This is a genomic window from Sphingobacterium sp. LRF_L2 (assembly GCF_965644235.1).
Taxonomy (GTDB): domain Bacteria; phylum Bacteroidota; class Bacteroidia; order Sphingobacteriales; family Sphingobacteriaceae; genus Sphingobacterium.
The window spans coordinates 290,861-314,832 of sequence record NZ_CBFFRI010000005.1 but is presented as its reverse complement, the minus strand read 5'-3'; the positions used below and the strand labels follow the sequence as shown (position 1 = coordinate 314,832).

14 protein-coding genes are annotated in these 23,972 nt (G+C 42.7%); 4 read left to right on the top strand and 10 right to left on the bottom strand.

Annotated features, from left to right (window positions below):
* Positions 1-36 precede the first annotated feature (36 nt).
* From cysQ to ACSZOX_RS12615, 7 genes are read right to left on the bottom strand one after another with little or no spacing between them, the layout of a single operon-like run.
* Positions 37-828, bottom strand: a complete 792-nt coding sequence (cysQ, locus tag ACSZOX_RS12645; protein WP_437920351.1) for a 3'(2'),5'-bisphosphate nucleotidase CysQ — start codon at positions 826-828, stop codon at positions 37-39.
* The gene (locus ACSZOX_RS12640; RefSeq protein WP_437920350.1) at positions 815-1,792 is read right to left on the bottom strand and encodes a hypothetical protein; all 978 of its coding nucleotides are present in this window, start codon (positions 1,790-1,792) and stop codon (positions 815-817) included. Before ACSZOX_RS12640 ends, cysQ begins: the two co-directional genes overlap by 14 nt.
* Positions 1,793-1,828: 36 nt before the next feature.
* A complete protein-coding gene (locus ACSZOX_RS12635; protein ID WP_437920349.1) occupies positions 1,829-2,836 on the bottom strand; it encodes a sulfotransferase family protein in 1,008 nt (335 codons plus the stop codon).
* Positions 2,837-2,839: 3 nt separating this feature from the next.
* Positions 2,840-4,054: a chromate efflux transporter gene (gene chrA, locus ACSZOX_RS12630; RefSeq protein WP_437920348.1), complete on the bottom strand. Its 1,215-nt coding sequence runs from the start codon at positions 4,052-4,054 to the stop codon at positions 2,840-2,842.
* Complete coding sequence (locus ACSZOX_RS12625; RefSeq protein ID WP_437920347.1) at positions 4,054-5,439, bottom strand: aryl-sulfate sulfotransferase; 1,386 nt, start codon at positions 5,437-5,439, stop codon at positions 4,054-4,056. The genes chrA and ACSZOX_RS12625 overlap by 1 nt, the downstream gene beginning before the upstream one ends.
* Before the next feature lie 19 nt (positions 5,440-5,458).
* Complete coding sequence (locus ACSZOX_RS12620) at positions 5,459-7,030, bottom strand: RagB/SusD family nutrient uptake outer membrane protein (protein ID WP_437920346.1); 1,572 nt, start codon at positions 7,028-7,030, stop codon at positions 5,459-5,461.
* 17 nt (positions 7,031-7,047) lie between these two features.
* The gene (locus ACSZOX_RS12615; protein WP_437920345.1) at positions 7,048-10,125 is read right to left on the bottom strand and encodes a SusC/RagA family TonB-linked outer membrane protein; all 3,078 of its coding nucleotides are present in this window, start codon (positions 10,123-10,125) and stop codon (positions 7,048-7,050) included.
* A gap of 380 nt (positions 10,126-10,505) precedes the next feature.
* Between ACSZOX_RS12615 and ACSZOX_RS12610 the strand changes: the two genes are divergently transcribed.
* The 4 genes from ACSZOX_RS12610 to ACSZOX_RS12595 all read left to right on the top strand — a co-directional run bounded on the left by ACSZOX_RS12610 (position 10,506) and on the right by ACSZOX_RS12595 (position 18,084).
* Positions 10,506-13,010, top strand: a complete 2,505-nt coding sequence (locus ACSZOX_RS12610; protein WP_437920344.1) for a family 20 glycosylhydrolase — start codon at positions 10,506-10,508, stop codon at positions 13,008-13,010.
* A 220-nt stretch (positions 13,011-13,230) separates the two neighbouring features.
* Positions 13,231-15,921: a hypothetical protein gene (locus ACSZOX_RS12605; RefSeq protein WP_437920343.1), complete on the top strand. Its 2,691-nt coding sequence runs from the start codon at positions 13,231-13,233 to the stop codon at positions 15,919-15,921.
* 9 nt (positions 15,922-15,930) lie between these two features.
* A complete protein-coding gene (locus ACSZOX_RS12600; RefSeq protein WP_437920342.1) occupies positions 15,931-16,626 on the top strand; it encodes a DUF6250 domain-containing protein in 696 nt (231 codons plus the stop codon).
* A 27-nt stretch (positions 16,627-16,653) separates the two neighbouring features.
* Positions 16,654-18,084, top strand: a complete 1,431-nt coding sequence (locus tag ACSZOX_RS12595; RefSeq protein WP_437920341.1) for an arylsulfatase — start codon at positions 16,654-16,656, stop codon at positions 18,082-18,084.
* A gap of 69 nt (positions 18,085-18,153) precedes the next feature.
* Here ACSZOX_RS12595 and ACSZOX_RS12590 read toward each other — a convergent pair whose 3' ends face one another.
* The 3 genes from ACSZOX_RS12590 to ACSZOX_RS12580 all read right to left on the bottom strand — a co-directional run bounded on the left by ACSZOX_RS12590 (position 18,154) and on the right by ACSZOX_RS12580 (position 23,965).
* A complete protein-coding gene (locus ACSZOX_RS12590) occupies positions 18,154-19,155 on the bottom strand; it encodes a purple acid phosphatase family protein (protein ID WP_437920340.1) in 1,002 nt (333 codons plus the stop codon).
* A gap of 8 nt (positions 19,156-19,163) precedes the next feature.
* Positions 19,164-20,813 (bottom strand): RagB/SusD family nutrient uptake outer membrane protein, encoded by a 1,650-nt coding sequence (locus tag ACSZOX_RS12585; RefSeq protein WP_437920339.1) that lies wholly within the window; start codon positions 20,811-20,813, stop codon positions 19,164-19,166.
* Positions 20,814-20,923: 110 nt separating this feature from the next.
* Positions 20,924-23,965, bottom strand: coding sequence for a SusC/RagA family TonB-linked outer membrane protein (locus tag ACSZOX_RS12580; protein ID WP_437920338.1), 3,042 nt, complete (start codon positions 23,963-23,965; stop codon positions 20,924-20,926).
* Between the last annotated feature and the right edge of the window lie 7 nt (positions 23,966-23,972).

The window sequence follows — 23,972 nt, the reverse complement described above, 5'->3', positions numbered from 1 at the left end:
ACAAAAAAACTTGTATAGGTGATGTTGAGTACTATGTTAGGCTAGCGGTAAACAAACGAAACTCGGATTTACAAGTTCGGGTTTGTTGTAAACCATGGGGCTTCCGTCAATCTGTGTAATATCGCCCCCACTATATTTTACGATGGCATGCCCCGCCGCGATATCCCATTCCATGGTAGGTCCATGTCGATAATACAAAGTCGCTTCCCCCGCGGCTATACAACAAAATTTAAGCGAGCTCCCCACACTCCGAACGTCCTTTATACCGTATTTTTGCAAAAATAAATCTTCTTCAGGCGAACGATGTGAACGACTACCTACCGCCACCGCAGGTACCCTATCGGGATTAACGGCGATAGCGATACGACTTCCTCCCTCCTGCTTAAAACTTCCTAATTGTGCTCCTCCGAAATACAAGACATCAAGTACAGGTGCGTAAATCACACCAAAAATAGGAACACCCGCTACCATCAATGCGATATTAACAGTAAATTCGCCATTTCGCGCAAGGAATTCTTTCGTTCCATCCAGAGGATCAACACACCAATATACGGACCAGTCTTTCCTATCCTCATAAGGGATGGTCCGCCCCTCTTCCGAAAGAATAGGAATATCAGGAAACAAATTAGTTAAGCCCTTAGCGATAACTTCATGGGCTAAACAGTCTGCTTTCGTCAACGGAGACTGATCTGATTTCCATTCCACCTTCCAATCTTCTTCGTCTTTTTGATAAACATCTAGAATCACATGCCCAGCGCGAATGGCAACATCCAAAATCTCATCAAGATGTAACAACAAGGATTCCAATATCGTACTATTCTGTTTCATCGATCTCATTATCTAAGAAAGGTGTAAATTTAAACCAATCAACGTACATTTCCGCGGTATCAAAATCAGGCGCCTTATAATTTCCACTATCCGCTCCTGCCCACCATGCAAACCAGTTACCCACATAAAAATACGAAGATAGATAGGGTACGTAAGCGGTAGACGTGTGCAGCAAAACACCATCTATATAAAAATCCACATGCGGATCCACCACATCGTTCCCCGTGTACCAATCCCAACGATACACATGATATTTTCCATCACTCAACCCTCCTTCAACTGTCTTACGATCATTATAATGTTCCTGATCACGTTCTCCAATCCAAGTCGTAAACATCGATGTTTTTAAATTTGCTCCCAATACCTCGATATCGATTTCATGGTTTAAAACCAAGGTACCGTCGGCTGCGGCAATATTACCTTTTCCTAACGCTTTTTGATAAGCAGCCGCCTGTATATCTTTCAGTTCCTTATAATAAAATGTCCAGGCCGACGACAAAACTCCCACATCAGGTTTTTGCAATATCCGCATCTTTACTTCATATCTTCCCGCTCCAAATCGCTCTTTCGTAGAAACTACACCTCCAAGACGTTTTGCAAATCCGTTGACGCCACGCAAGGTTCCCGTATATTGATCTCCCAACGCCCTTAGCACAAGATTACCTTCCTTCAGGTAAACGTTCTCCCGAATCACCCCTCCATGCTGATGGTTAACATCAGCGGGCTGTCCCCAAACACGATGCTCTTTCGTCCACTTCGTCTCATCCAAAGCTGCCCCCTCAAACTTATCGTAAAAAATCCCTGTGGCAGTCAAATCTCCGATATCAGGATCTCCATCGTTCCCCTCCAAAAATTCTTCACCAAAGACAACCTCCTGTTCAATAGCTTGCTCAGGAACTTTTTTGGAACAAGCAATTGGTGCTACAAAGCACAACGCTGTATAAAAAACTATCGCTTTTTTCATTTTCAAATTATTTTTAAAAAACAGGTCGAGCCCTATTTAAAGAACCTGTACCCCAGTTTTAATCCCATTGATAATTTCCAACTGTCCCTCTCGCTTTTTAAGATCATCATCTCCAACGTCCATCTTAATGGCGATTTTCCCCTTTTTATTTAACACATCAAATTCACTAATTTCCTCTTTAGAAAACTGGCGCAATTCTTTCTGCTCAAACAGTAATTTATATCCTAAGGCCTTCAAGCTTTCACCAGCAACACTTTCAAAGATTAAGATATCCTCCATAGACATTTCAGTCAAAAATTTATTACTATTTTCCTGCATAATAGGGCGTGTCAAGTTATGCCACATCTTCCCTCCAGCAGCTGTTCTCTTCGATTCGTCCGACGTATGAAAATCCAACATATTCTCGGAAAAAACTAACCCTAGAAAATCACATAAACCACGCACAGTATATTCAGGATCACGGATAAGATTCTCATAATTCAATTCATAAAATCGCTCTTTAGGAAATCTCGCTTGCAAGGCAAGACAGGCCTGCTGATCTTCATGCCATTGTTTTGCAATATGGTAGATGTGTTTTTCCCCGACGATAGCTTTCTGAAAAGAAAGTGCTACATCACGTCCATCCCGATACAAGTAAATGTATTTTAGTGATGGATAATTTTTCTCCAAAGCAGATGCATAGTACACATTCGCCATACTTTTACAACACCATACGCTCGCATGCTTAGCTGCTGCCAGATACCTATAAATATTCTTATTGAGTTCGAAAAGTGAAAATTCAGCCGACATTGAAAACAGCTTGTCGACATCCAACGCCACATCCCATTGTACGGGATTAACCGCGATATAACTGATCACATCTTCCACTAACCGGCGATAATTATTCGCATCAAGCGGTTCATAATAAGGAAGTAAAGGCATAAAATTAACAAGCAAATGTGCTGGATGAGGAGAAACCACAGCCGTAGATTGATTAAGAATAATCCTTAGCAAATTTGACCCCGATCGTTGGGTACCAATCATTTGAACACCTGAAATATTCATCTTTTAAAAATTAAAGTAACTAATAAAACCTACGAGTAACGAAAACGACAAAATATAGATAGGATTAACACGAAATCTAAAAAGCAACACAAAGAGTAACAGTCCATAGGCCAACAACCACCAGTGAAGCTGACCAACAGAGGCAATTAGCTGGAAACCAGAAGCAATGATGAGACCAATCACGACGGGCTTTATACCATTTAAAACTGCTTTAACCCTAGTCGTATGCCGCACACTCTTGATCGCGCACACGGTCAATAGCGCAGGAGGCAAGAAAATAGCTACGGTAGCTAAAAGTGCTCCGCCAATTCCCGCCATTTTGTAGCCTACAAATGCAACATTCACCAATATAGGTCCCGGTGTTATTTGACCTAATGTAATCGCATATACAAATTCTTTCGCAGAAAGCCAATGTAAGCTATCGACCAACAGACTTTGCATATAAGGAATAACCACAAACCCTCCTCCAAATAATGTAAGCCCCATTCCAGAAAAAACAGATAACAGTTTGATCTTCGTATTATCCGTCCAATAATAACCTCCTATAAGGTAAAACACCAGAACCCCAGCCAAGCCTACTAAACAAAAAAAAGTTGTTCTACTTAGGCTAAAATTACGGCCATTCTCCCTCCTTTTTCTATCTTCCAGTGGCAATGCCAACAAAGTAACCAAACCACCAACCGTCATCAGCAAAAAATTGAACCACAAACCTTTAAACAATAAGTTCACCGCAATCGTCAGACTACACAATAAGATTCCTAGAAGATTTCCCTTCACCTGTTTATTAAAAAGATCAACCCCCGTAGACAAAATCAACGCAGACACAGCAATCAGTAATAAATCAACACCAAGGGTAAAGTCAAACAAAAAAGCATAATTGAAGTAGAAAACAGACAACAGGATCATCAGCAAAACAGCAGGCAACAAAATGCCTACAAAACTGACCAATGCACCTTTCCAACCGCTTAGTAAATAACCGAAATACGTCACAATATTTACCGCCAATGGTCCAGGCATAAGACTCGCCATACTCACCGTATATAAAACATCATCTGTCGTCAACACTTTTTTCTCTTTTACAAGATAGCTTTCAACAATAGCCACCAACGACATATGTCCACCAAAAGACAAGGCTCCAATTTTGAAAAAAATCCAAAACAACTGAAGCAAACTAATCTCCCCAGCAGAGATTTCTGCTCTATTTCTTACAATCTCCATCAGTTTATAAAATTTATTTCCTCGATGCGATAAGGATCACCTCCAACTTCCATTTTCCATAATACCCGACCATTCTTATCTGTGATGAAAAAAGCGCGAGGGTCCGTCAGGCAGGTAAGCACTAAACCATTATCCAATAAACAGCTGTTTCCCTTCACAGACGAAAAATACAACGCAGGGTATTTGATCTCTAAACTTTTTACCGCCGTTTTATGCTGTTCATCCAAAACAAAAGAAAGCGCACGGGATTGTTTGGTCTTCACACCATTGTCCAACAACATCAATTCACCCAGCGCATTCATATGCGCCATATGCTGGCTATAAAATTGGTCTTCCTGTAGCATAGGAAAATCGCCATGCAAGCCAAATTTCCACAATACTTTACCCGATTTACGATCAATTTTCCAAATTTGATTAAGGTCGCGGAACGACATCAGAAAATTACCCTTGCCATCATCAAAAAGAGAGTTCGCGTGCGAAATATCCTTCTTTGCTTTTAAAATGTTAGGAAAATGCAATACATCCAAATGATCCAACACACTCCATTCCCATACCTTATTTCCTTTCTTATCAAAAACAACAATCCCATCCCCATTTACCGTATCCTGCTTCGTACCTCCCGCCAACGAAAGGTCGAACACCTTCTTATCAAATGTAATCGCATAGATATTTCCATCGGCATCTTTTCGAACCTCATGATGCACCATCTTATCCATCTGTTTTTCACCCAATTTAAAGTGCGTCACATGGTTTCCCTTGCGATCTACCTCTACAATTTCATCTCCACCCGACGAAGGAATATCTTCCGATCCCAAAATACAAAGCACCGTATTGTCCTTCGTCCACGACGTAACCTTCACGCCTTTTGTAAAAGGTTCATACCAGACAATGTCCCCATTCATATCCAACACGACTGCTGCACCAGGTTCCGTCAAAATTTGCGTTAAGAAAAACTTCTTCTCCAACAGGGGCTTTGCCTCTTCCTCCAATACATCCAATAAAAAATAAGGCGTCGTTTGGTAAATAGGCTTAATTTCAAACGGATAAATCTTACTGCTCCTTTGCTCTTCACCCTTACTTGCAATCACTTGGTATTTATAATGTGCCCGCTCATGCAAATTATAGAGGATGATCTCGTGTGTTGACCCGTCAAGAGAAGGCTCTGCGTATAACGTATCCTTACCTCCAATACGCCAGTATTTTAGTTTTACATCCGCACTTTTAGAAAGTTGCACAACAATTTTCAATCGTAACCTGTTCTCTGGCAAGTAATGCAGTTCCATGTGCTCTATTTGCAAGGGCCCCATCTCTACATACAACAGCCGCCCTAGAAATCCCAGACCTACTAAAACAGCCAATCCCCACCATACGGTTCTTTTTTTCAATACAGTATATTTTTAGATTTTAACGTCGCACCCGTCCATCATTAATAGACAAATCCAAAGAGGTATTACTTTGTATCTCCGTCAACGGATAAGGATAGTACAAATAGTTTACCGCATCTGAATAGGTATTCTGATCTCTCAATCGTGGTTGCACTTTTTCTTTAAACTTGCTCAACGGACTGGCACCTGCAGTAGCATTCGTTCCCCAACGGAATAAATCTTCACGTCGACGTCCCTCCATAAAAAATTCACGACCTCGCTCATCAAAAATAAAATCCCTTAATGCCGCTTTTGTTGCGAAATCGCCCAAAGCTATTGCAGGGACGCTACTCCGTTCCAAAACCTGATTCAAGAGCGTTATCGATTCCGTATTCGGGCCATTAAGCTCGTTTAAGGCCTCTGCCCGCATCATCAACACATCTGCATAGCGAATAATACTCACATTGTTATAGCCTGCATAATTATAATTATTGACATGCGGATATTTCAGATTATAGGTGTAGCTCGCCAACACAGCCCCTTCGATACTCGTTCCATCGCCGCCATATTCCGATGGGATAGTGTATATCTGTCCATACAATGTCTTGTATGTACCTAACAACAGTTTTTTACGGTCATCTGTAGCTGAGAATTCGCCATAAAAGGCAAGATGTATCGGCAGATTTCCCCAACCGCGATTATAATCCCAAGGAACCGATTGAATCCCAAAAGCATTTGATAAAATACCATAAGAACCACTTTCACTAGACGATTTCAACACAAACATAAATTCGTTATCCGACCTGTTCTTATTGTCGAACATTTCCGGAAGTCCACCTTCCGCTTTCGAGCGAAGATCAAAAACGGTATTCATCACCTCGGCACACTTATCCGCTGCTTCTTGAAACTGTCCTCGCCGCAAATAGAGTCTAGCCATCAATCCCTTCGCCGCGCCGCGGGTCGCACGTCCTGCTTCAGCAGCACTATACGTTTCTGGCAGATTTTCTTCTGCATACCGCAGATCCGTCAATATTTGTTCTTCAATTACGGACTGTGCCACCAACGACGGGTTTTCATCAGCTTCGGTAAATTCGGAAGAAGATTTCAAATTCAACGGCACATCACCCCACAAAGCCGTCGCATCATAATAAGCTAAAGCTCTTAGAAAACGAATCTCACCAAGATATTGCTTTTGCGTCTGCTGAGTCGTTGCATTGGCAGAAAAATCAATGTTAGACACCAAATGCTCCGATTCATTAGCCCGCGCAATGAGACGATATATACTTACCCATACATCGTTGATCACCGAGTTGCTAGCGTCGTAAGTCAACTGATCCAATTGTATGCCCTGTCGAGAAGTAGGCGTCGTGGTTAAAATATCCGCTGGATATTCATACAGCTGGTAAATATACCCCGCATAATAGCCGTTTCCACCATTATCCCGAAGTGCCGAATAAACACCGATTACCGCTTGCAATGCATTTTCTGGTTTAGTAAGCGTCGTTTCGTCAAAAACAGAGTAAGACTCCTCTTGTAAACCACGTTCACAAGACGTCAGCAAGGCAAAGCCCAACGTACTAATATATAATGATTTTTTTATCGTGCGTATCATAACTAATTTCTTAAGGATTAAAAGGTCAACTGAAGCCCAAACACATACATTTTTGCTAGCGGATAGGCATTGAAATCTATGCTACGAGCTACGTTACGATTTTGCTGCGTTTCCGTAGCGAGATTCCCGATTTCTGGATCCAAACCGCTATAGTTCGTCCAAGTAAAAAGATTCTGTGCATTCACGTAAACATAAAGCTTTTGCATCCGCGCTCTTTTGATGAACTTTTCAGGGATACTATATCCCAAAGTGACATTTTTAACGCGCAAATAATCTGAACTCTCCACAAACCTAGAGTTGACCCAGCCTCCATGGCTTGTCCCATAAAAACCATTCTGAGGTAATGTACCACTTGTATTTTCGGGTGTCCAAGTCTCCGTTAACGTCTCCGCCAATACATTTCCCGTGGAAATTGGATTCAACATATCTAAACGTTGCACATTCACCAGCTTTCCACCGGCCTGTCCCTGCAGCACCACCTCAAGACTGAAACCCTTATATCCAAAATTATTTGTCATCCCAAAAGTTGACGTTGGTACACCTGTCCCCAAAATCTCGCGGTCCGAAGCATCCAAAATACCATCACCATTCAGATCTACATATTTTGGATCTCCCACCGATGCGTTAGGGTGCGTCGTTGTCAATGCCTCATCTCCCGGCTCCAGAATTCCATCAAAGCGATAACCATAAATTGCACCAATAGGTTCTCCAACTCGAATGATAAATGGATCTTCAAAATTAGCGGCTCCATCCGGTTTAAAAGAACCAACATAGATATCCGCGTTATTACTACCCAACGAGTTCACCCTATTTTTGTTCACCCCATAATTTAACGATGTTGACCATTCCATCTCATTGTTTCTAATATTCACGGTCTGTAAAGAAATTTCGAAACCTTGATTAGAAACCGAACCTGCATTTCCCGTACGGTATACAAAACCCGTTGACGGCGAAATATTTCGATCCAATAACAGATCATCTGTACGCTTATTATAGTAATCAGTCTCCAGTGTAATCCTATTATTCAAAAATCCCAATTCCAAACCCAAGTCGACCGATTTTGTACTCTCCCATTTTAAATCTGGATTCGACAGGCGTGTTACAGCAATCCCGTTAACAGAAGATTCGCCATCGAATGTATATTTTGTCCCATTATTACTTGCAAAAGTCGCCAAAGAAATACCCGAACTAATTCGATCATTTCCCGTAATACCGTAGCTTGCCTTTAATTTACCATTAGACAATAGACCATTGTCTTTTAGCCACTCTTCATTCTTAAAGTTCCAAGCGGCAGCAACAGAAGGAAAATATCCCAACTTATTCGAAGCACCGAATACCGACGATCCGTCGATACGGTATGTCGCTGTCAAGCTGTAGCGTTGATCGTAGTCATAATCGATACGTCCGAACCAGCTGGCTCTATTTACTCTCGATTTACCCGAATAACTCGTGAACGTCTTCGCTGTACCTAAATTATTATAACCTAGATCATCACTAGAAAATTCCGTCGCATTCGTACCAAATTCAAAGTATTTATACGTCTGAAAATTATACCCCAATAAATAGTTTAAATTACTTTTCCCCAAAGTATGTCCATAGCGAGCTGTAGGGTTAAAAATCAATTCCTTGGTATCAATAGAAGTTATACTTCCTGCACCATTTGTAGCAGAGGCTGTAGGAACAGTCGAAGGTGCGAAATAAAAATCCTCCGCCTTATTCATATCAGCACCAAAATCAGCTTGAAAAAGTAAACGCTTAATAGGCTCATATTTCAACGAAAAGTAGCCATTCGTGCGATAACCGGTGTTATTTCGATCCTGCGCCTCCAAAAAATGCAAGGGGTTTTGAGCATCAAAGCGCGCTGAAATCCCAGAATCGAAAGTTGAGGCAGGGTTCGCCTTTAGCACTTGTTTCAGAAAACCATTAATGGTTGATGGTGCCAACGGAAGATCATTCTGGATACCATAATTACCAAACACTCGAGCCGACAATTTAAAAACATCACTTACCGCATGATCAACATTGATACGTGCCCCAATTCGTTGATATTTCGAATGAATAACCACCCCATCTTGATTCAGATAATCAAAACTCGAATAGACCCCCGTTTTACTTGAGCCACCAATAAAATTTATGGAATGGTTTTGAACCCGTCCTGTCCTAAACACTTGTTCCTGCCAATCCGTACCCAAATAACCGGCCTGCAAAGAATCCAAGCGAGAAGCCGAATAAGGCGCCGAATTTCCATTCTCCACGGATAAGCGATTTAATCGAACAGCGTAATCGTACGGACCTAATAAATCGTATCGACTCACAACATCTTGATAACCCAACGAGCTGTTGATCGACAAATTACTTTTCTTTTCCGTTCCTTTCTTTGTTGTCACCAAAACAACGCCATTCGCACCACGCGCACCATATATAGATGCCGATGCCGCATCTTTTAATATCGTAATTGACTCGATATCATCTGGATTAATGGTAAGACCAATTCCCTCGGAAGCAGGAAAACCATCAATTACATACAAAGGCTCACTATCGGCATTAATAGAGTTTGTACCACGAATCCGAATAGACAAAGGCGCTCCCGGAGATCCATTATTTTGACTCACCTGTACCCCCGCGGCCCTTCCCTGCAACATATTCGCCACAGAAATAGAGGACTTATTAAGATCCTCCGGAGTCAATGTTACCGCAGAACCTGCGAAAAGATCTTTACGACGTGTACCATACCCTACAACTACAACCTCATCTATCAGGCCCTCGTCACTACGTAATATCATGTTGATTTGCTGTTCCTCACCGCCAGTAACAGTGTAGGAATCCTGTTTATAACCTACGCTGGTAAATACCAGCTTAGCTTGTGCAGGCACTTGTATACGAAATGCACCTTGTGCATCTGTTGAAGTGCTGGTTGCGCTGAGCGAGTCCACGACTGTAACACCAGGAAGTGCCACGCCATCCGCTGATCTTACCGTGCCTCTCACTGTCTTTTTTGTTTGTGCGATCCCGGTAGACACACAAGAAATAAGAACAAGAAAAGTAATCACCGATAAGAAAGTCCACTTTTTTTCTTTTTTGTTAGGTAATTGCATTATTCATTTGGTTTTAGTTAGTGTTAGAGACTGATTGGAACTGTAACAACACAAACATATCCCTAAAATGGGCAGAAAAAATTCCTATAATCTTATTTTTTTTCCTCTGTTCCTGTTTTTCTAAAATAATAAAATCATATCAACTTTATCAAGACATCCGATTGTTTTACGCCCTCCCTCTACAAAAAAAGAGCGCTACAAATAGCTATTTTAAGACTTTATAAGCCTTAAATAGGTATAGGAACAGAGGAAATCTTTTTCGGAACCAAGGAAAAAATGCTATTCCGAGAGCTTTTACCTTAGCAAACATGAATATAGGCCTGTCTAGTACAAAAAACAGGGCACATTCTCGCTAACAATTGAAATCAGATTATTTACATATGAAAAACATCAGCATTTTATTTTTAATACTCGCCTTCTGTGCCTGTCAAACTAGACCACTATTGACAGAAAAACTTTCATACCATATACACAGTGAAATCGATAGCGCAGGCAAAATAAGCACAACATCATTCGTTAGGATTGCTATTAAAGATCAAGAAAAGCTTTTCAGCGGTAGCTGGAAACTTTATTTCAACTCCTACAAGCATCCGGAAATCGGCAGCACAGATAGCGCCAGATTTGGCATCACACACGTTAATGGAGATTTCTATTACGTTTATCCGAAGAACGACCTACACCTCGATACTAAAAGCACAACATTAGAGATTCCAATAAAGCAAGCCTATCTCAAAAATATCTCAGACTACCCCGTCGGCTTCTTTCTCGTGCAAGATACCGAGCCGGATAAATATTACACACTGGAAAATAGTGATCCGATGTATGAGCAAATCGTTGTCAGCGAAAACAAACTCGCCGCACAACTATACGATCAGAACATTAAAACAGCAGACATAGATTCGAAAGACATCTTCCCTTTACTACCAACCCCCCAACATGTAGAAAAATTAACGGGAAATTTCACATTCAACAAAGATGTCATTCTAATTGCAGACGCATCCTATACAAAATTAGCATCCCAGTTTGCAAAACAACTCAAAACATTACTCGGTATGGAACTCGCTGTCTCCAACGACACACAAAAAAAAGGCATTCGATTCATCCAAGCCGATATGCCTAACGAAGCCTATATTTTAAACATCCAACCTGAAGAAGTAAGTCTACAAGCAGGAGGTGAAGCCGGATTTTTCTATGCCTTGCAAAGCCTACAAAATCTTATCCTATCTTCCTTCAACGACCAAATAGCCACTATTCCTGCGGTAAAAATTAGCGATGCACCGCGCTTTGCACACCGTGCCTTAATGCTTGACGTGGCCCGTAATTTCCAATCTAAAGAAAGAGTTCTTGAGCTATTGGACATCATGGCTAACTATAAAATCAATATCTTGCATTTCCATTTCAACGACGACGAAGGATGGCGTATCGCTATTAAAGGACTAGAAGAACTTACAGATTATGGCGCAAAACGCGGATATAGCGCACGCTTTGAAGACCATCTTTATCCGGCACATGGCTCAGGTCCGGATCTTACCAACAACTTTGGAAGCGGTTATTACACCCGAGAAGATTTTATTGAGATCTTACAGTATGCAGCAGCACGTCATATACAGGTTATTCCCGAGATTGAAACACCAGGACATGCGCGCGCAGCTATTAAGTCAATGGACTACCGCTACAAAAAATATAGCACAACAGATTCTACCAAAGCAAAAGCTTTCTTACTTCACGACCCTGCCGACGCATCGCAATATAAAACAGTACAAGGTTGGAACGACGACGCAATCAACGTTGCTATGCCTTCTGTTTACACCTTTCTCGATCACGTTATCGCCGACCTAGCCTCTATTTATAAAGAAGCGGGGCTAGATTTAAAAACCGTGCACATGGGAGGCGACGAAGTGCCTGCAGGCGTATGGGAAAAATCTCCCGCCGTAAACGATCTTTTACGAGCGAAGAACTTCCGAAGTGCAGATGATCTATGGGTCTACTACTTTGCAGAGGCACATAAAATTCTAAATAAATACAACATCCGTATGCACGGTTGGGAAGAAATCGGCATGAAGCGCGTCGACCTTAACGGGAAGAAAAAAATGGAGATCGTTCCAAGCCTACAGGCCAACAACTACCTGATGGATGTATGGAACAACGTATACGGCACAGGAAGCGAGGACCTAGCTTATAGACTAGCAAACGAAGGTTTTAAAATCGTCTTATCCAATGTAACCAACATGTATATGGATCTAGCCGCTAATCGCAGTTTCTATGAGTCAGGTATGTTCTGGGGAGGCTATATAGACGAAGAGAAGCTATTTAACTTTATTCCACAAAATTACTTTAAAACGTTCTATTACGACGATACCGATAGCCCCATCAATCCTGCTGCATTCAACGATAAAGTTAAGCTCAGCGAACAAGGTTTAGCAAACATTCAAGGACTACAAACAGCCATTTGGGGAGAAACATTAATCCATGAAGAAAGCCTTTATCACATGATTTTCCCGAAACTCATAGCTTTTGCCGAACGCGCATGGGCACCTTCACCATCCTGGAGTGAAATAAACGACAATACTGCTTTTAAACAATCATACGAAACCTCTTGGCGTACCTTTAGCAATCAACTCTATAAAGAGGAACTGCCCAAACTCAATCGCTATCATCCTCATATCGCTTACCGCATCCCTACACCGGGTGTTAAAATTGAAAACGATAAACTATGGGCAAACACCCGAAACGGACAACTCGAAATATATTACCATACGGAACATCCGCCAACAACAAAAGATCATAAATACACGGGACCTATACAAGGAAAAGGGAAACATTACTTCAAAGCTTATGATCCCCAATCCAAACGATACAGCCGTTTAATTGTCGTAGAGCTATAATCACCTATACCAAGCACTATATGGGCCATAATGATTGAAGAGCATTATGGCCCCATATAGTACTTTACTTCCTTTCGCAGAAATTTCTCAAAAATAGAAAACCTCAAAAAAATACTATAAAAAAGGTAGACTTTACTAACAAAATGCCGTACTTTTGGATGAAACTGCCATTGTAGCCTATCAAGCTCAGGTTATTCTATCCTAATCAACTATTGATTGTATGACATTGAACAGAAGAGATTTCATTAAAAACACAACATTACTCGGATTAGCGGCCAGTCCGGTTTCCACGTTTGGATGGTATACAAATAGGGCGTTCAATACTGACTCTCCTCGTCTTCCATTGAGATGGATCAATGGAACAACATCATTACCTATAGGTGTTACCTTTGGTGTTCCCTGGTCGCCAGGAGAAGTAAAGACAACAGACAACTTTGCCCTACAAAACCAAGAAGGAAAACAAGCGCAGCTTCAAACATGGCCGTTAGCTTTTTGGAATGATGGTTCGGTAAAATGGTCTGCTTTTGCATCCGCAGGAACTCCCCTATTGCAAGAAGAAGACATTTCACTGGTCAAAACACGGACCACCGCAAACTCGATGCAGGTTGAAGAAAACGAGACTGCTATCCTCATCGACAATGGAATATTACGCATACAATTTCCAAAAAAAGGTAAACACCCTATCGATCGGGTATGGATCGCCAACCGTCTAATAGGAAAAGATATGCTCTTACAGGTTCTCCTGCAAGAACATCCAGATACAGACTATGAAACTACAGGTGAAATTAAACCATGGCATTCCACTATTGATCAGGTACAGATTGAAAATCAAGGAAGTGAACGCATCCTCGTTCAGGTAAGCGGGAACCATCAGGAGGAAGAAGGCAAAAAAAAGTTCCCATTTATCCTTCGGTTTTACATCTATAAAAATTCGCCCTGCATCAAAACATTACATACATTCATTTACAACGCAGACGAGCAACACGATTTTATTAAAGGTATCGGTCTTTCCTTGCAAGTACCGCTAGAAGGCAGCCCTACGTACAACCGTTTCGTTCGTTTTGTGGGCGAAGACCAATCGGTATTTGCAGAAGCCGTCAAAGGATTAACCGGTCTTCGGCGTGATCCAGGCGAAGCCGCTCGAAGTGCACAACTAGCAGGTAGAACAGTTCAACTCGAAGATATCGACGAACGAGCGCAACGCGGATTACCTTATATACCGGAGTTTGGAGATTACACCCTTACACAGCTAAGCCCCTCCGCTTGTAGCATCGAAAAACGTACAGGCAAAGGACACGCGTGGATACACGCCGTAGATGGAGGGCGCTCCAAAGGAACAACCTATTTAGGAACAGGCATGGGCGGTGTTGCAGTGGGGGTACGCAACTTCTGGCAAAGCTATCCTGCACAATTGGATATTCGAGGAGCCGCAGGTTCCGAAGCAAGCATAACCGCCTGGTTATGGTCGCCACGAGCCCCGGCAATGGATCTCCGATTTTACCACGATGGCATGGGGCAGGACAGCTATGAAGAGCAATGGGAAGGCTTAGAGATCACCTACGAAGATTACGAAAAAGGATATGGTACACCCTACGGCGTTGGTCGAACAAGCGAACTATACCTCACATTTTTCAAAGAAACTCCTTCCAATATCCAATTAAACGAATACGCCAGCGCCTATCAGGAACCGCCACAACTTACAGTTTCCCCCGAGTATCTATACAAAAAAAATGTATTTGGAGGTAATTGGGGACTTCCCGATCGTAGCTCGCCAGAAAAATCAGCCATTGAGAATCAATTGGATGCTCTTTTCGACTTCTACCAAGGAGAAGTTGATCGAAGAGGTTGGTATGGGTTCTGGAACTACGGTGACGTTATGCACGCATACGACGAAGATCGGCATCTTTGGCGATATGATGTGGGCGGATTTGCTTGGGATAACTCCGAACTATCGACGGATCTGTGGCTCTGGTATTACTACCTGCGAACAGGGCGACACGAAGCCTTCCGTTTTGCCGAAGCCATGTGCCGACATACCGGCGAGGTCGATGTCTACCATCTCGGTCCCTATGCTCCTTTAGGAAGCCGTCATAATGTGATGCATTGGGGCTGTAGTGCCAAACAGCTCCGCATTAGCACCGCAATCAATAGAAGATTCTATTATTATTTAACAGCAGACGAACGCACAGGAGATCTCCTTCGGGAGCAGGTAGAAGCAGCGGCCCGACTCGAAGACGTTGTCGCACTTAGAAAGCGCTTAGACGGCCCGCTAACTATAGAGAAAGGAAAAGTGTTGGTTAGCTTTGGTACAGATTGGGGCGCAATAGCCGCCGCTTGGTTTACGGAATGGGAACGAACAGGTAATCCAGCCATGCTCAACCGATTAAAAGAAAGCATGCGCACCATCAGCCATCAGCCACAGGGATTTTTCACCGGCATTGGGCAACTTGATTTAACAACGGGAAGATTTGTCCTGAAGAAAGAAAAAAATATCAGTGTATCCCACCTGAATGCCGTCTTTGGTCTAGTAGAAATCTGTCAAGAAATTATTGCAACCATCCCCGACAAAGACTTTGAAAAAGCTTGGCTCAACTACTGTACCTTATATAATGCGACAGGAGAAGAACGCGAGAAGATACTCGGCACCAAAGAAGGAAAATTCAACTTACGCAATGCTCACGCTCGGCTCACCGCATATGCAGCAGCAAAATCCAGCAACAAACAACTTGCTGCACGCGCCTGGCAAGAATTTTCAGAAGGAAAAGAGCCCCTCTCGCTCCAAACCAGTAGACCAGCAGCCGGTACAGCTTGGGGTACACAGCAAGAATGGAAAGGAATTTCCACCAACTGGGCTGCACAATGGGGCTTAACAGCCATTCAATGTCTTCATTATGTCGGAAAATATCGTTAATTGTATAAAATGACCTCTAAATTCTATAGTACACAGCTCTTACTCCTTCTCGGTGTTTTTACCATCCGACAAGCTACAGCACAACAACAGGATTCATCTTTGATCGCACTTGCCGATCCAGCACACTGGCGAGTAGAATTCGAATACCCACAGCAGTCAAAACTAGAACTAACCGATAGCGTCATCAGTATCGCGTCTTTTGGTGGTGCTACCCTCTGGCTAGACAGTCTCTTACAGGAAGACTACGTGATCGAGTACGAACGCATGGTCGTTCTCGACGGCGAACCTTACGATAGGCTATCTGATTTCAATCAGTTCTGGTTGGCCCATGAACCAACAGCACATCACGAGCTTAAGTCCCGCGACGGTAAGCTTGCTTCTTACGACAGTCTGGATCTTTTTTATGTCGGGATGGGCGGAAATTACAACAGTACAACACGCTTTCGAAAATACGATGGAAAGGGAGAGCGTCTGTTACTTGCAGAAAAAAATGAAACACCTTACCTATTGCAACCGAATGTATATTATCAAATAAAAACAGTCGTCGCGCCCAAAAAAGGTTACACCGCTTTTTATGTAAACAACAAATTACTATTTAAGTATAAGGGGACTATTGGAAAAGAAGGATTCTTTGGCTTTCGCCAAACCGCTAGCCGACAAAAGATCAAAGCGCTTCGCATCTACCCCTTGAGTTCCTCCAAGTAAAACACTTCACATTAAACTCGTATAAAAATGACTCCTTATAGTTACACGCATTGCATCATCTTTCTACTCGCCCTACTCACTGGATTATCGCCTAGCTATGCACAACAGCAGCGCCCAAACATCATCCTGATTGTAGCGGACGATCTCGGTTATGGTGACGTGGGATTCAATGGACAACAGCTGATCCAAACCCCACATATCGATCAACTGGCTAGAGAAGGCTTAAAATTCAATCAGTTTTACGCCGGGACAGCTGTTTGTGCACCTTCGCGTTCCGCACTGATGACAGGTCAACATACAGGACATACCTTTATCCGAGGAAACCTTGGTGTTAAGCCCGAAGGACAATACCCTATTGCCGACTCCGTATTGACCATCGCTGAAGTGCTGAAACAAGCCGGTTATACAACAGGAGCCTTTGGCAAATGGGGGCTTGGTCCTGTACTTTCCGAAGGCGATCCCAACAAACAAGGATTCGATCATTTTTTTGGCTACAATTGCCAATCCCTTGCACATCGCTATTATCCTACACACCTTTGGAACAACAGCACAAAAGTGCTTCTAGAAGAAAATGGCGATCTCCTCTACCAAAAGCAATATGCACCAGATATTACACAAAGAGAAGCGCTCGCCTTCATCGAAGAAAACAAGGACAAACCCTTCTTTTTGTTTCTTCCCCATATCCTTCCTCACGCAGAGCTACTCGTACCTGAAGATAGTTTGATACAGTATTACCGCGGCAAATTTCCCGAAGAACGTTACGAAGGCGAAGATTATGGTGCTGGTACCCGACCTGCCGGCTATGCTTCGCAAGATTATCCACATGCAACTTTTGCAGCCATGGTCGCTCGTCTCGATCTTTATGTAGGACAAGTAGTTGAAAAACTTCAACAATTGGGATTAGATCAGAACACAATTATCCTTTTTAGTAGTGATAATGGTCCCCATCGCGAAGGTGGGGCTGATCCTCAATTTTTTAATAGCAATGGAGGGCTCCGCGGATTCAAACGAGATCTATACGAAGGCGGGATACGTGTTCCTTTCGTTGTCCGTTGGCCAGACGTCATAAAACCCAACAGCACAACGAATCACGTCGCGGCCTTTTGGGACCTCTTTCCTACCTTTACAGAGATTGCTGCTGTGAAAAACAACAGCAACATCGATGGCATTTCCATATTGAATACCTGGAAAGGAAAACACCAAAAAGAACATCCCTATCTTTATTGGGAGTTCCACGAGCAAGGCGGTAAACAAGCCATACGCTCTGGTAAGTGGAAAGGCATACGCTTAAATGCGATGTCAGCCCACCCCGCCCCGTTAGAACTATATGATCTCCAAAAAGATCCCGCCGAACAGCATAACATCGCAAGCGAACATCCAAAAATCGTTCAAAAACTCGAAAAATGGATCAAAGAAGCACATACCGAAAATACACTCTTCCCTTTTACGAATAACTAAGCCCTTAAAATCTTGGTTTATTTAAAAGGCGGCCTCTCAAAAAATAGGCCGCCTTTTCATGGGCATCAACTACCTTTCAATAACCGTGGTATAAAGCACCTTACCATCAGGATCGATACACTGCATTTGCAAAACATCCTTGTTCATGGCAAAATACATAAATCCATATTGATCCGCTTCGAATCGACTGTAATCGATCCCACGCTTGACCGAAGTCACTTCAGAGCCCGCTCCCGAAATAAGCTGATGCGTTACTTTATCGTTCCTTTTCAGGTGTTGCAAAGAATGTTCGTGCCCGGAAAGATAAAGCGGAATACTGTATTTGTCCAATATAGGCTCCAATACCTTCCGAACCGCCAACGTATCGTAGTTTTCCGTACGAGGCCCTGCCGTATAAATAGGATGATGGCCAACCACAATCTTCCAGTTTGCTTTTGATTGTTCCAATAAATTATCGAGCCAAGCCAATTGCTTTTCCGGTTGTTGTCCAGCCACATGTGGCCCGTACTCACTATTCTTATAAAACTCCGGGATCAGCGGATTGGTATCTATAAATGCTATCAATACCTCACTACCATCCTTAAGTCGGAAGGTTTTGCTATAATAGCGGGAAGGCATTTTCCAACGTCGGCTAACATTCGTATAACGCACTTGAGCATCAGGATCCGACTTATAGTCATGATTTCCTAAAATAGGATACCAATCCCATTGTAAAGCGAAATCAGTATATATATTTTCAAAAGAATAATACCACAGTGGATCATGCTCACTCACAACACCCGATGGATAAAAATTATCCCCGGTCGATATGATGAAATCGTTTGGATGATCGGTCGCCCATTTTCCCATCTGTTGCGCAACTTGTACCTGATGATCAGCTCCATTTCGCCCCCAATCCCCCACAGCGATAAAATGCAGATCAAACGCGTCCTTTAATCCCGCACGACTATTGATATCTTCACTTTCAATCTGCGTAGGTAGAGCGGCATTTACCCTCACAAAAGGCACAGCAGTAAGGCCAGCACCTAGGGCTGTACCCAAGGTGCTTTTCATAAAATCTCTTCGTTTCATACGGCCTATTAATACCCGTTATTTTGTATCCAATGCGTATTTACATTAAGCACCGTCGTTGGTATCGGAAATATACGGCGAAACTTCTCCGTCATCCCCGCAGGATACAAAGAACGGAAACCCCAATTATCCTCAAATTTACCGTAGCGAATCAAATCATTTCGACGCCAAGACTCATCAGCAAACTCACGAGCGCGTTCGTCCAACAGATCCTGCAAAGTCGGTGTTGTCGTTAATGCCGGAGCGCTCACATAAGCACGAATTTGGTTCACCAATGATTGCGGAGTCTCACCATTTGTTGCTGCAGCACCGCGAAGTATCGCCTCTGCCTTCATCAATAAGATATCCGCATACCGGAAAATCGGCACATCGTTACTTTGATTCCGTTGGTTCGCAGCAGTCACAGCCACATCCATATAAAATTTAATCGAACGGTATCCCATCGAACGACCTTTCTGGTCGTTCCCTACGTTCAATGTAGCAGCACCATCCGCACGCAGTGTAATATCGCGGGTCGTTTCCAACTGCCATGAAAACTGTGTATCAGCGTCCGTACCCGAATAATCCTGATCTATACCCCGTTTTGAAGTCGTTATCAAAAATGGACGCGTTTTATCCTCCGTATAATTCGACCAATAATATTGTTTACCTCCAATATAAGACGCATTCCGTTCGTCGCCCTCCAAATTAAATTTGTCCAAATACGTAGGCAAAACGCGGAAAGTTCCCCCCACACTCTGTGGCAATGTTGCAAACTGGCTTTGTGCACTACGGTGTATCCAGAAACGAGAATAGGTCATTCCCTGTTGTGCCTCCCTGTCATAAGGCATAGCAAAAATAAAATCCTTCACTTGATAGCCGTTATCTGGACGGAATTTCGCCATAAACTTATGGCTTGTCAAATTAAATTGACCAGACGCAATAATAGCATCACACATCGCAACCACTTCATTTAATTTTTCATTAGACATCGCTGGCGTATAGTTCGCGACATCATCAGCCATATAAACGGCCCAATTCAGATACAGTTTTGCTAACAAGGCTTCTGCCATATATTTCGTAGCCTTACCGTAGGTCGCTATCGACACTGTTGTAGGCAACAGATCCTTGACGTCTAACAATTCCGATTCGATAAAACGGCATATTTCCGCACGGCTCGTACGCGCCGGAACCTCATCCACGGGCCCCGTAATCAATGGAACTGCACCAAAATTATCCATTAACAAAAAATAATAATATGCACGAATAGCACGTGCGGGAGCCGTAAGATTCTCTTTCTCCTCTCCAAAAAGAATGATTGCATTATTTGCCAAAGTGATTCCAGTCGAAGCATCGTTCCACATGCTAGGAAGCAAGCCATTATCTGCGGTCCAGTTGTGCACGTGAAACTCACGGTATCGCCCCCCATCATACCAGTCCGTACCCATCGATACACTGACTGCTTCATCGCCCGAAAGCGTCTGCGCCATCCAATGGTCACGCCCCAATGCCCCCCTGTATGCTGCATACACATCTGCTAAAATAGCCTCTGCTGCGCGTTCCGAATTCGGAAATTCTGTGTACTGTGATTTTATGTCTACATCCAAGTCGCTACAAGAAGCCAAAGTTAATGCTAAAGCCGACATGGAAATTAAGCGACCAAAAAGTGTTGATTTCATCTGTTTATTTTTTATTGTCAGATGGAACCTTCTTGGATTAAAAAATACATATCCAAAGTGCTGAATACATCGTTTCAATCCTGTCAGATTCATCTTATATTTCCCTTCTATTATAAATTAAAATTAAGCCCAAACATGATCGTGCGTGTACGCGGATACGTCTGACGGTTATCAATTCCAGGCGTCAATCCGCCCAATCCAACTTCAGGATCTATCCCCTTGTATTTGGTCAATACAAAGACATTATTCATGGTGGTATATATCCTTAGATTTTTGATTGGCATTTTTTTGACTGGTACGTTATACGCCAACGTCAGATAAGCCAAACGCAAGAAACTGCCATTCTCTAAATATCTATCCGAAAGATAATGCGCATTCACATCGGTCATCAACTCCGTATCCAACACACTGGCCAAAAGATTTTTCTGCCCAGCATTTCCCACGACATTCGAATGGCGGGCACGTGTTGCATTCATAATCTTCTGTCCAAAAGCACCTTGAAACATCCCCGTTAACGAGAGATTTTTATACGACAAACTGTTATTCCATCCCAAAACCAATTTAGGCTGCGGACTTCCTGTCACAGTCTGATCTTTCTTCATCGGCGTAGCAGTCGTTTCTCCTGTGCGTTCACCTGTCTTCTCATCACGCTCGTAAAAAACAGAAACCCCTTCTTCATTGTAGCCAGCCCATTCCCATGTGTAGAATTGGCCAATAGGCGCTCCCGGCGTTAACCGTTGCTGGAGAATATTCGTTTGTCCTGCACCTCCAAGGTCAGAAAGTTCAATATATTCGTTTGTAAATTGCTCATTTGCGATACTGACAACCTTATTGGTATTATGCGACATGACAATACCAGTATTCCATTTGAAGCTTTCCTTATCAATCGCCTTTACATTTAAGCTAAGCTCTATACCTCTGTTTTCAATTTCGCCCACATTTGCTGTTAATATCGGCCAAATATATTTTGATTGACTCACCTGATAATCATAGATCAAATCGCTAGTTTTCTTCTTATAGACTTCTAACGACCCCGTTAAACGATTTTTAAGAAATCCGAAATCCAAACCAAGATTGATCATACTTGTTGTTTCCCATCTCAAATCAGGATTACTATTACGCAGCATCCCCAATGTACGTAGAGAACTTACCAAACCTGTTTCGTCAACATAATCAAAAAACCTTTCTTTTGCCCCTTGTACACTTTGCGCGGTAAAAGCATCAAAACCAAGAGAATTTCCACTTTGACCATACCCTATACGCAGCTTTAAGTCGTCAAAAATCCCAGTTTCATGGATAAAGGACTCCTCCGATAAACGCCAGGCTCCAGAAACCGAAGGAAATGTCGCCCAACGATTGTTCACTCCGAATGCAGACGATCCATCACGACGAACGGTAGCTTGTAAAATATATTTACTATTGTACGAATAGTTTAACCGTCCATACACGGAGATCATACGAAGTGTAGAAAGGTAATAATTACCAAACCCAAGCCGGTCCACAACATTAGCCATTCCCGAATTATAATAACCCAATGCATCATTATAATAGTCAGAAGCTGTCAACTGAAAACCATCGTTGTTGTTATTTTCTTCCCAAGAATAACCCGCTAACGCTGAGAGTTTATGTTTCATCCCAAAAGTTTTATCATAGCTTAAGTTCATCTCCATTACCTTTCTTTCATCTTCTACCGCAGCGCGGATAGACTTCCCATTTTGGTTACGGGCCGCCATAGAAAAAGTAGAGTAGTATTGCGCATTATTGAATTGTTTATTCTGCAAAGAGAGATCGATATTATAGGTCAGATTCGGCAAAATTTCGTAGCCCAATTTCGCATGTGCTTGGATGACCTTCGTTTTGGAGAAATTCGTATTTTCCTCAATCAAAGAAACAGGATTTGCATATTGAGACCGATCGGGTTTCTCAAACCAAGATCCATCTGTATTCTTCACAGGCGATACTGGCAAATAATAATACATCGCGTCGTATACGCTCAATCCCTGATCCAACGCCAACACATCATTTTGTTTAGTTATGCTTGTATTCACATTAAAAGAAGCGGTCAGGCGGTCATTTAAGGCCTTCGTCTGTAGAAAAGCACGCCCAATTTGGCGCCCCATATCTGTCCCTTTTATCACGCCATTATTCTTAATCGTATTGAGACTAACACTGTATTGTGTTTTCTCTGCGCCCCCTAGAATCGATATATTATGATTATTCGATATACCAGTACGTTCCACTTCACGCTGCCAATCGGTATCCGCGCCAAGATCGTCGGTAGGTTCCATAGAAAAACTGTTTGTTTTCACAAAATCCCGATATTGTGCCGCATTCATCATTTCATAGTGTTTAGCAACGTTATCAATCGCTAAATACCCATTATAATTGATACTGGTCTGTCCGGATTTCCCACGTTTTGTCGTAACGATGATCACCCCATTTGCAGCTTTCGAACCATAGATTGCAGTCGCAGAAGCATCGCGCAAAACATCAATAGATTCGATATCATCCGGAGCAATCAAGGTCAGCGAAGCACCAGGAACTCCGTCAATCACATAGTAAGGTTCCATAGCCTCTCCATCGCGCAGCGTCGAAGCTCCCCGTAAGCTCACCGAAGGTGTCGCATTTGGATTACTGTTGTTTGCAGAAATAGTCAATCCGGGTACCTTTCCTTGCAGCATCTGTGCAGGCGAAGTAAATACCCCAACATTCATATCTTCCGCTTTAATTGTGGTGATTGAACTGGTCACATCCTTTCTAGAAACACGGCCGTAACCAATCACGACCTCTTCCAATGCTGTACTAATCGGGAGCAATTTCACACTAAGGGCTAATGGCTTTCCTGCCTGAATCGTATACCCCGATAAGGTATCTGGCTCGAAACCTACATAACTAAAAATAAATTGGTAAGGACCTCCTTCCGGGAGACCGTTAAAGCTAAACAATCCCTTTTCTGCAGAACTGGTGGTGAAGCTTTTACCCGAGCTCTGATGGACAGCCTTGATACTCACGCCAGAGAGAAATTCTCCAACATCATTTTGTGTAGCCCCTTTTACCTGCTCCTGTTGCGCCTGTGCTTGAGTAACGGCCGCGACAAGCAATGAAAAGAACAATACGCTCTTTTTTCTCAGTTGATACGTTTTGTTAAACATGGTGGTT

Excerpts from the sequence above, each read along its gene's own strand:
- cysQ (WP_437920351.1), bottom strand. The coding sequence starts at position 828 with ATGAAACAGAATAGTACGATATTGGAATCCTTGTTGTTACATCTTGAT.
- ACSZOX_RS12620 (WP_437920346.1), bottom strand. The coding sequence starts at position 7,030 with ATGATACGCACGATAAAAAAATCATTATATATTAGTACGTTGGGCTTT.
- ACSZOX_RS12615 (WP_437920345.1), bottom strand. The coding sequence starts at position 10,125 with ATGCAATTACCTAACAAAAAAGAAAAAAAGTGGACTTTCTTATCGGTG.
- ACSZOX_RS12585 (WP_437920339.1), bottom strand. The coding sequence starts at position 20,813 with ATGAAATCAACACTTTTTGGTCGCTTAATTTCCATGTCGGCTTTAGCA.
- ACSZOX_RS12640 (WP_437920350.1), bottom strand. The coding sequence starts at position 1,792 with ATGAAAAAAGCGATAGTTTTTTATACAGCGTTGTGCTTTGTAGCACCA.
- ACSZOX_RS12590 (WP_437920340.1), bottom strand. The coding sequence starts at position 19,155 with ATGAAACGAAGAGATTTTATGAAAAGCACCTTGGGTACAGCCCTAGGT.
- ACSZOX_RS12580 (WP_437920338.1), bottom strand. The coding sequence starts at position 23,965 with ATGTTTAACAAAACGTATCAACTGAGAAAAAAGAGCGTATTGTTCTTT.
- chrA (WP_437920348.1), bottom strand. The coding sequence starts at position 4,054 with ATGGAGATTGTAAGAAATAGAGCAGAAATCTCTGCTGGGGAGATTAGT.
- ACSZOX_RS12595 (WP_437920341.1), top strand. The coding sequence starts at position 16,654 with ATGACTCCTTATAGTTACACGCATTGCATCATCTTTCTACTCGCCCTA.
- ACSZOX_RS12605 (WP_437920343.1), top strand. The coding sequence starts at position 13,231 with ATGACATTGAACAGAAGAGATTTCATTAAAAACACAACATTACTCGGA.
- ACSZOX_RS12635 (WP_437920349.1), bottom strand. The coding sequence starts at position 2,836 with ATGAATATTTCAGGTGTTCAAATGATTGGTACCCAACGATCGGGGTCA.
- ACSZOX_RS12610 (WP_437920344.1), top strand. The coding sequence starts at position 10,506 with ATGAAAAACATCAGCATTTTATTTTTAATACTCGCCTTCTGTGCCTGT.
- ACSZOX_RS12600 (WP_437920342.1), top strand. The coding sequence starts at position 15,931 with ATGACCTCTAAATTCTATAGTACACAGCTCTTACTCCTTCTCGGTGTT.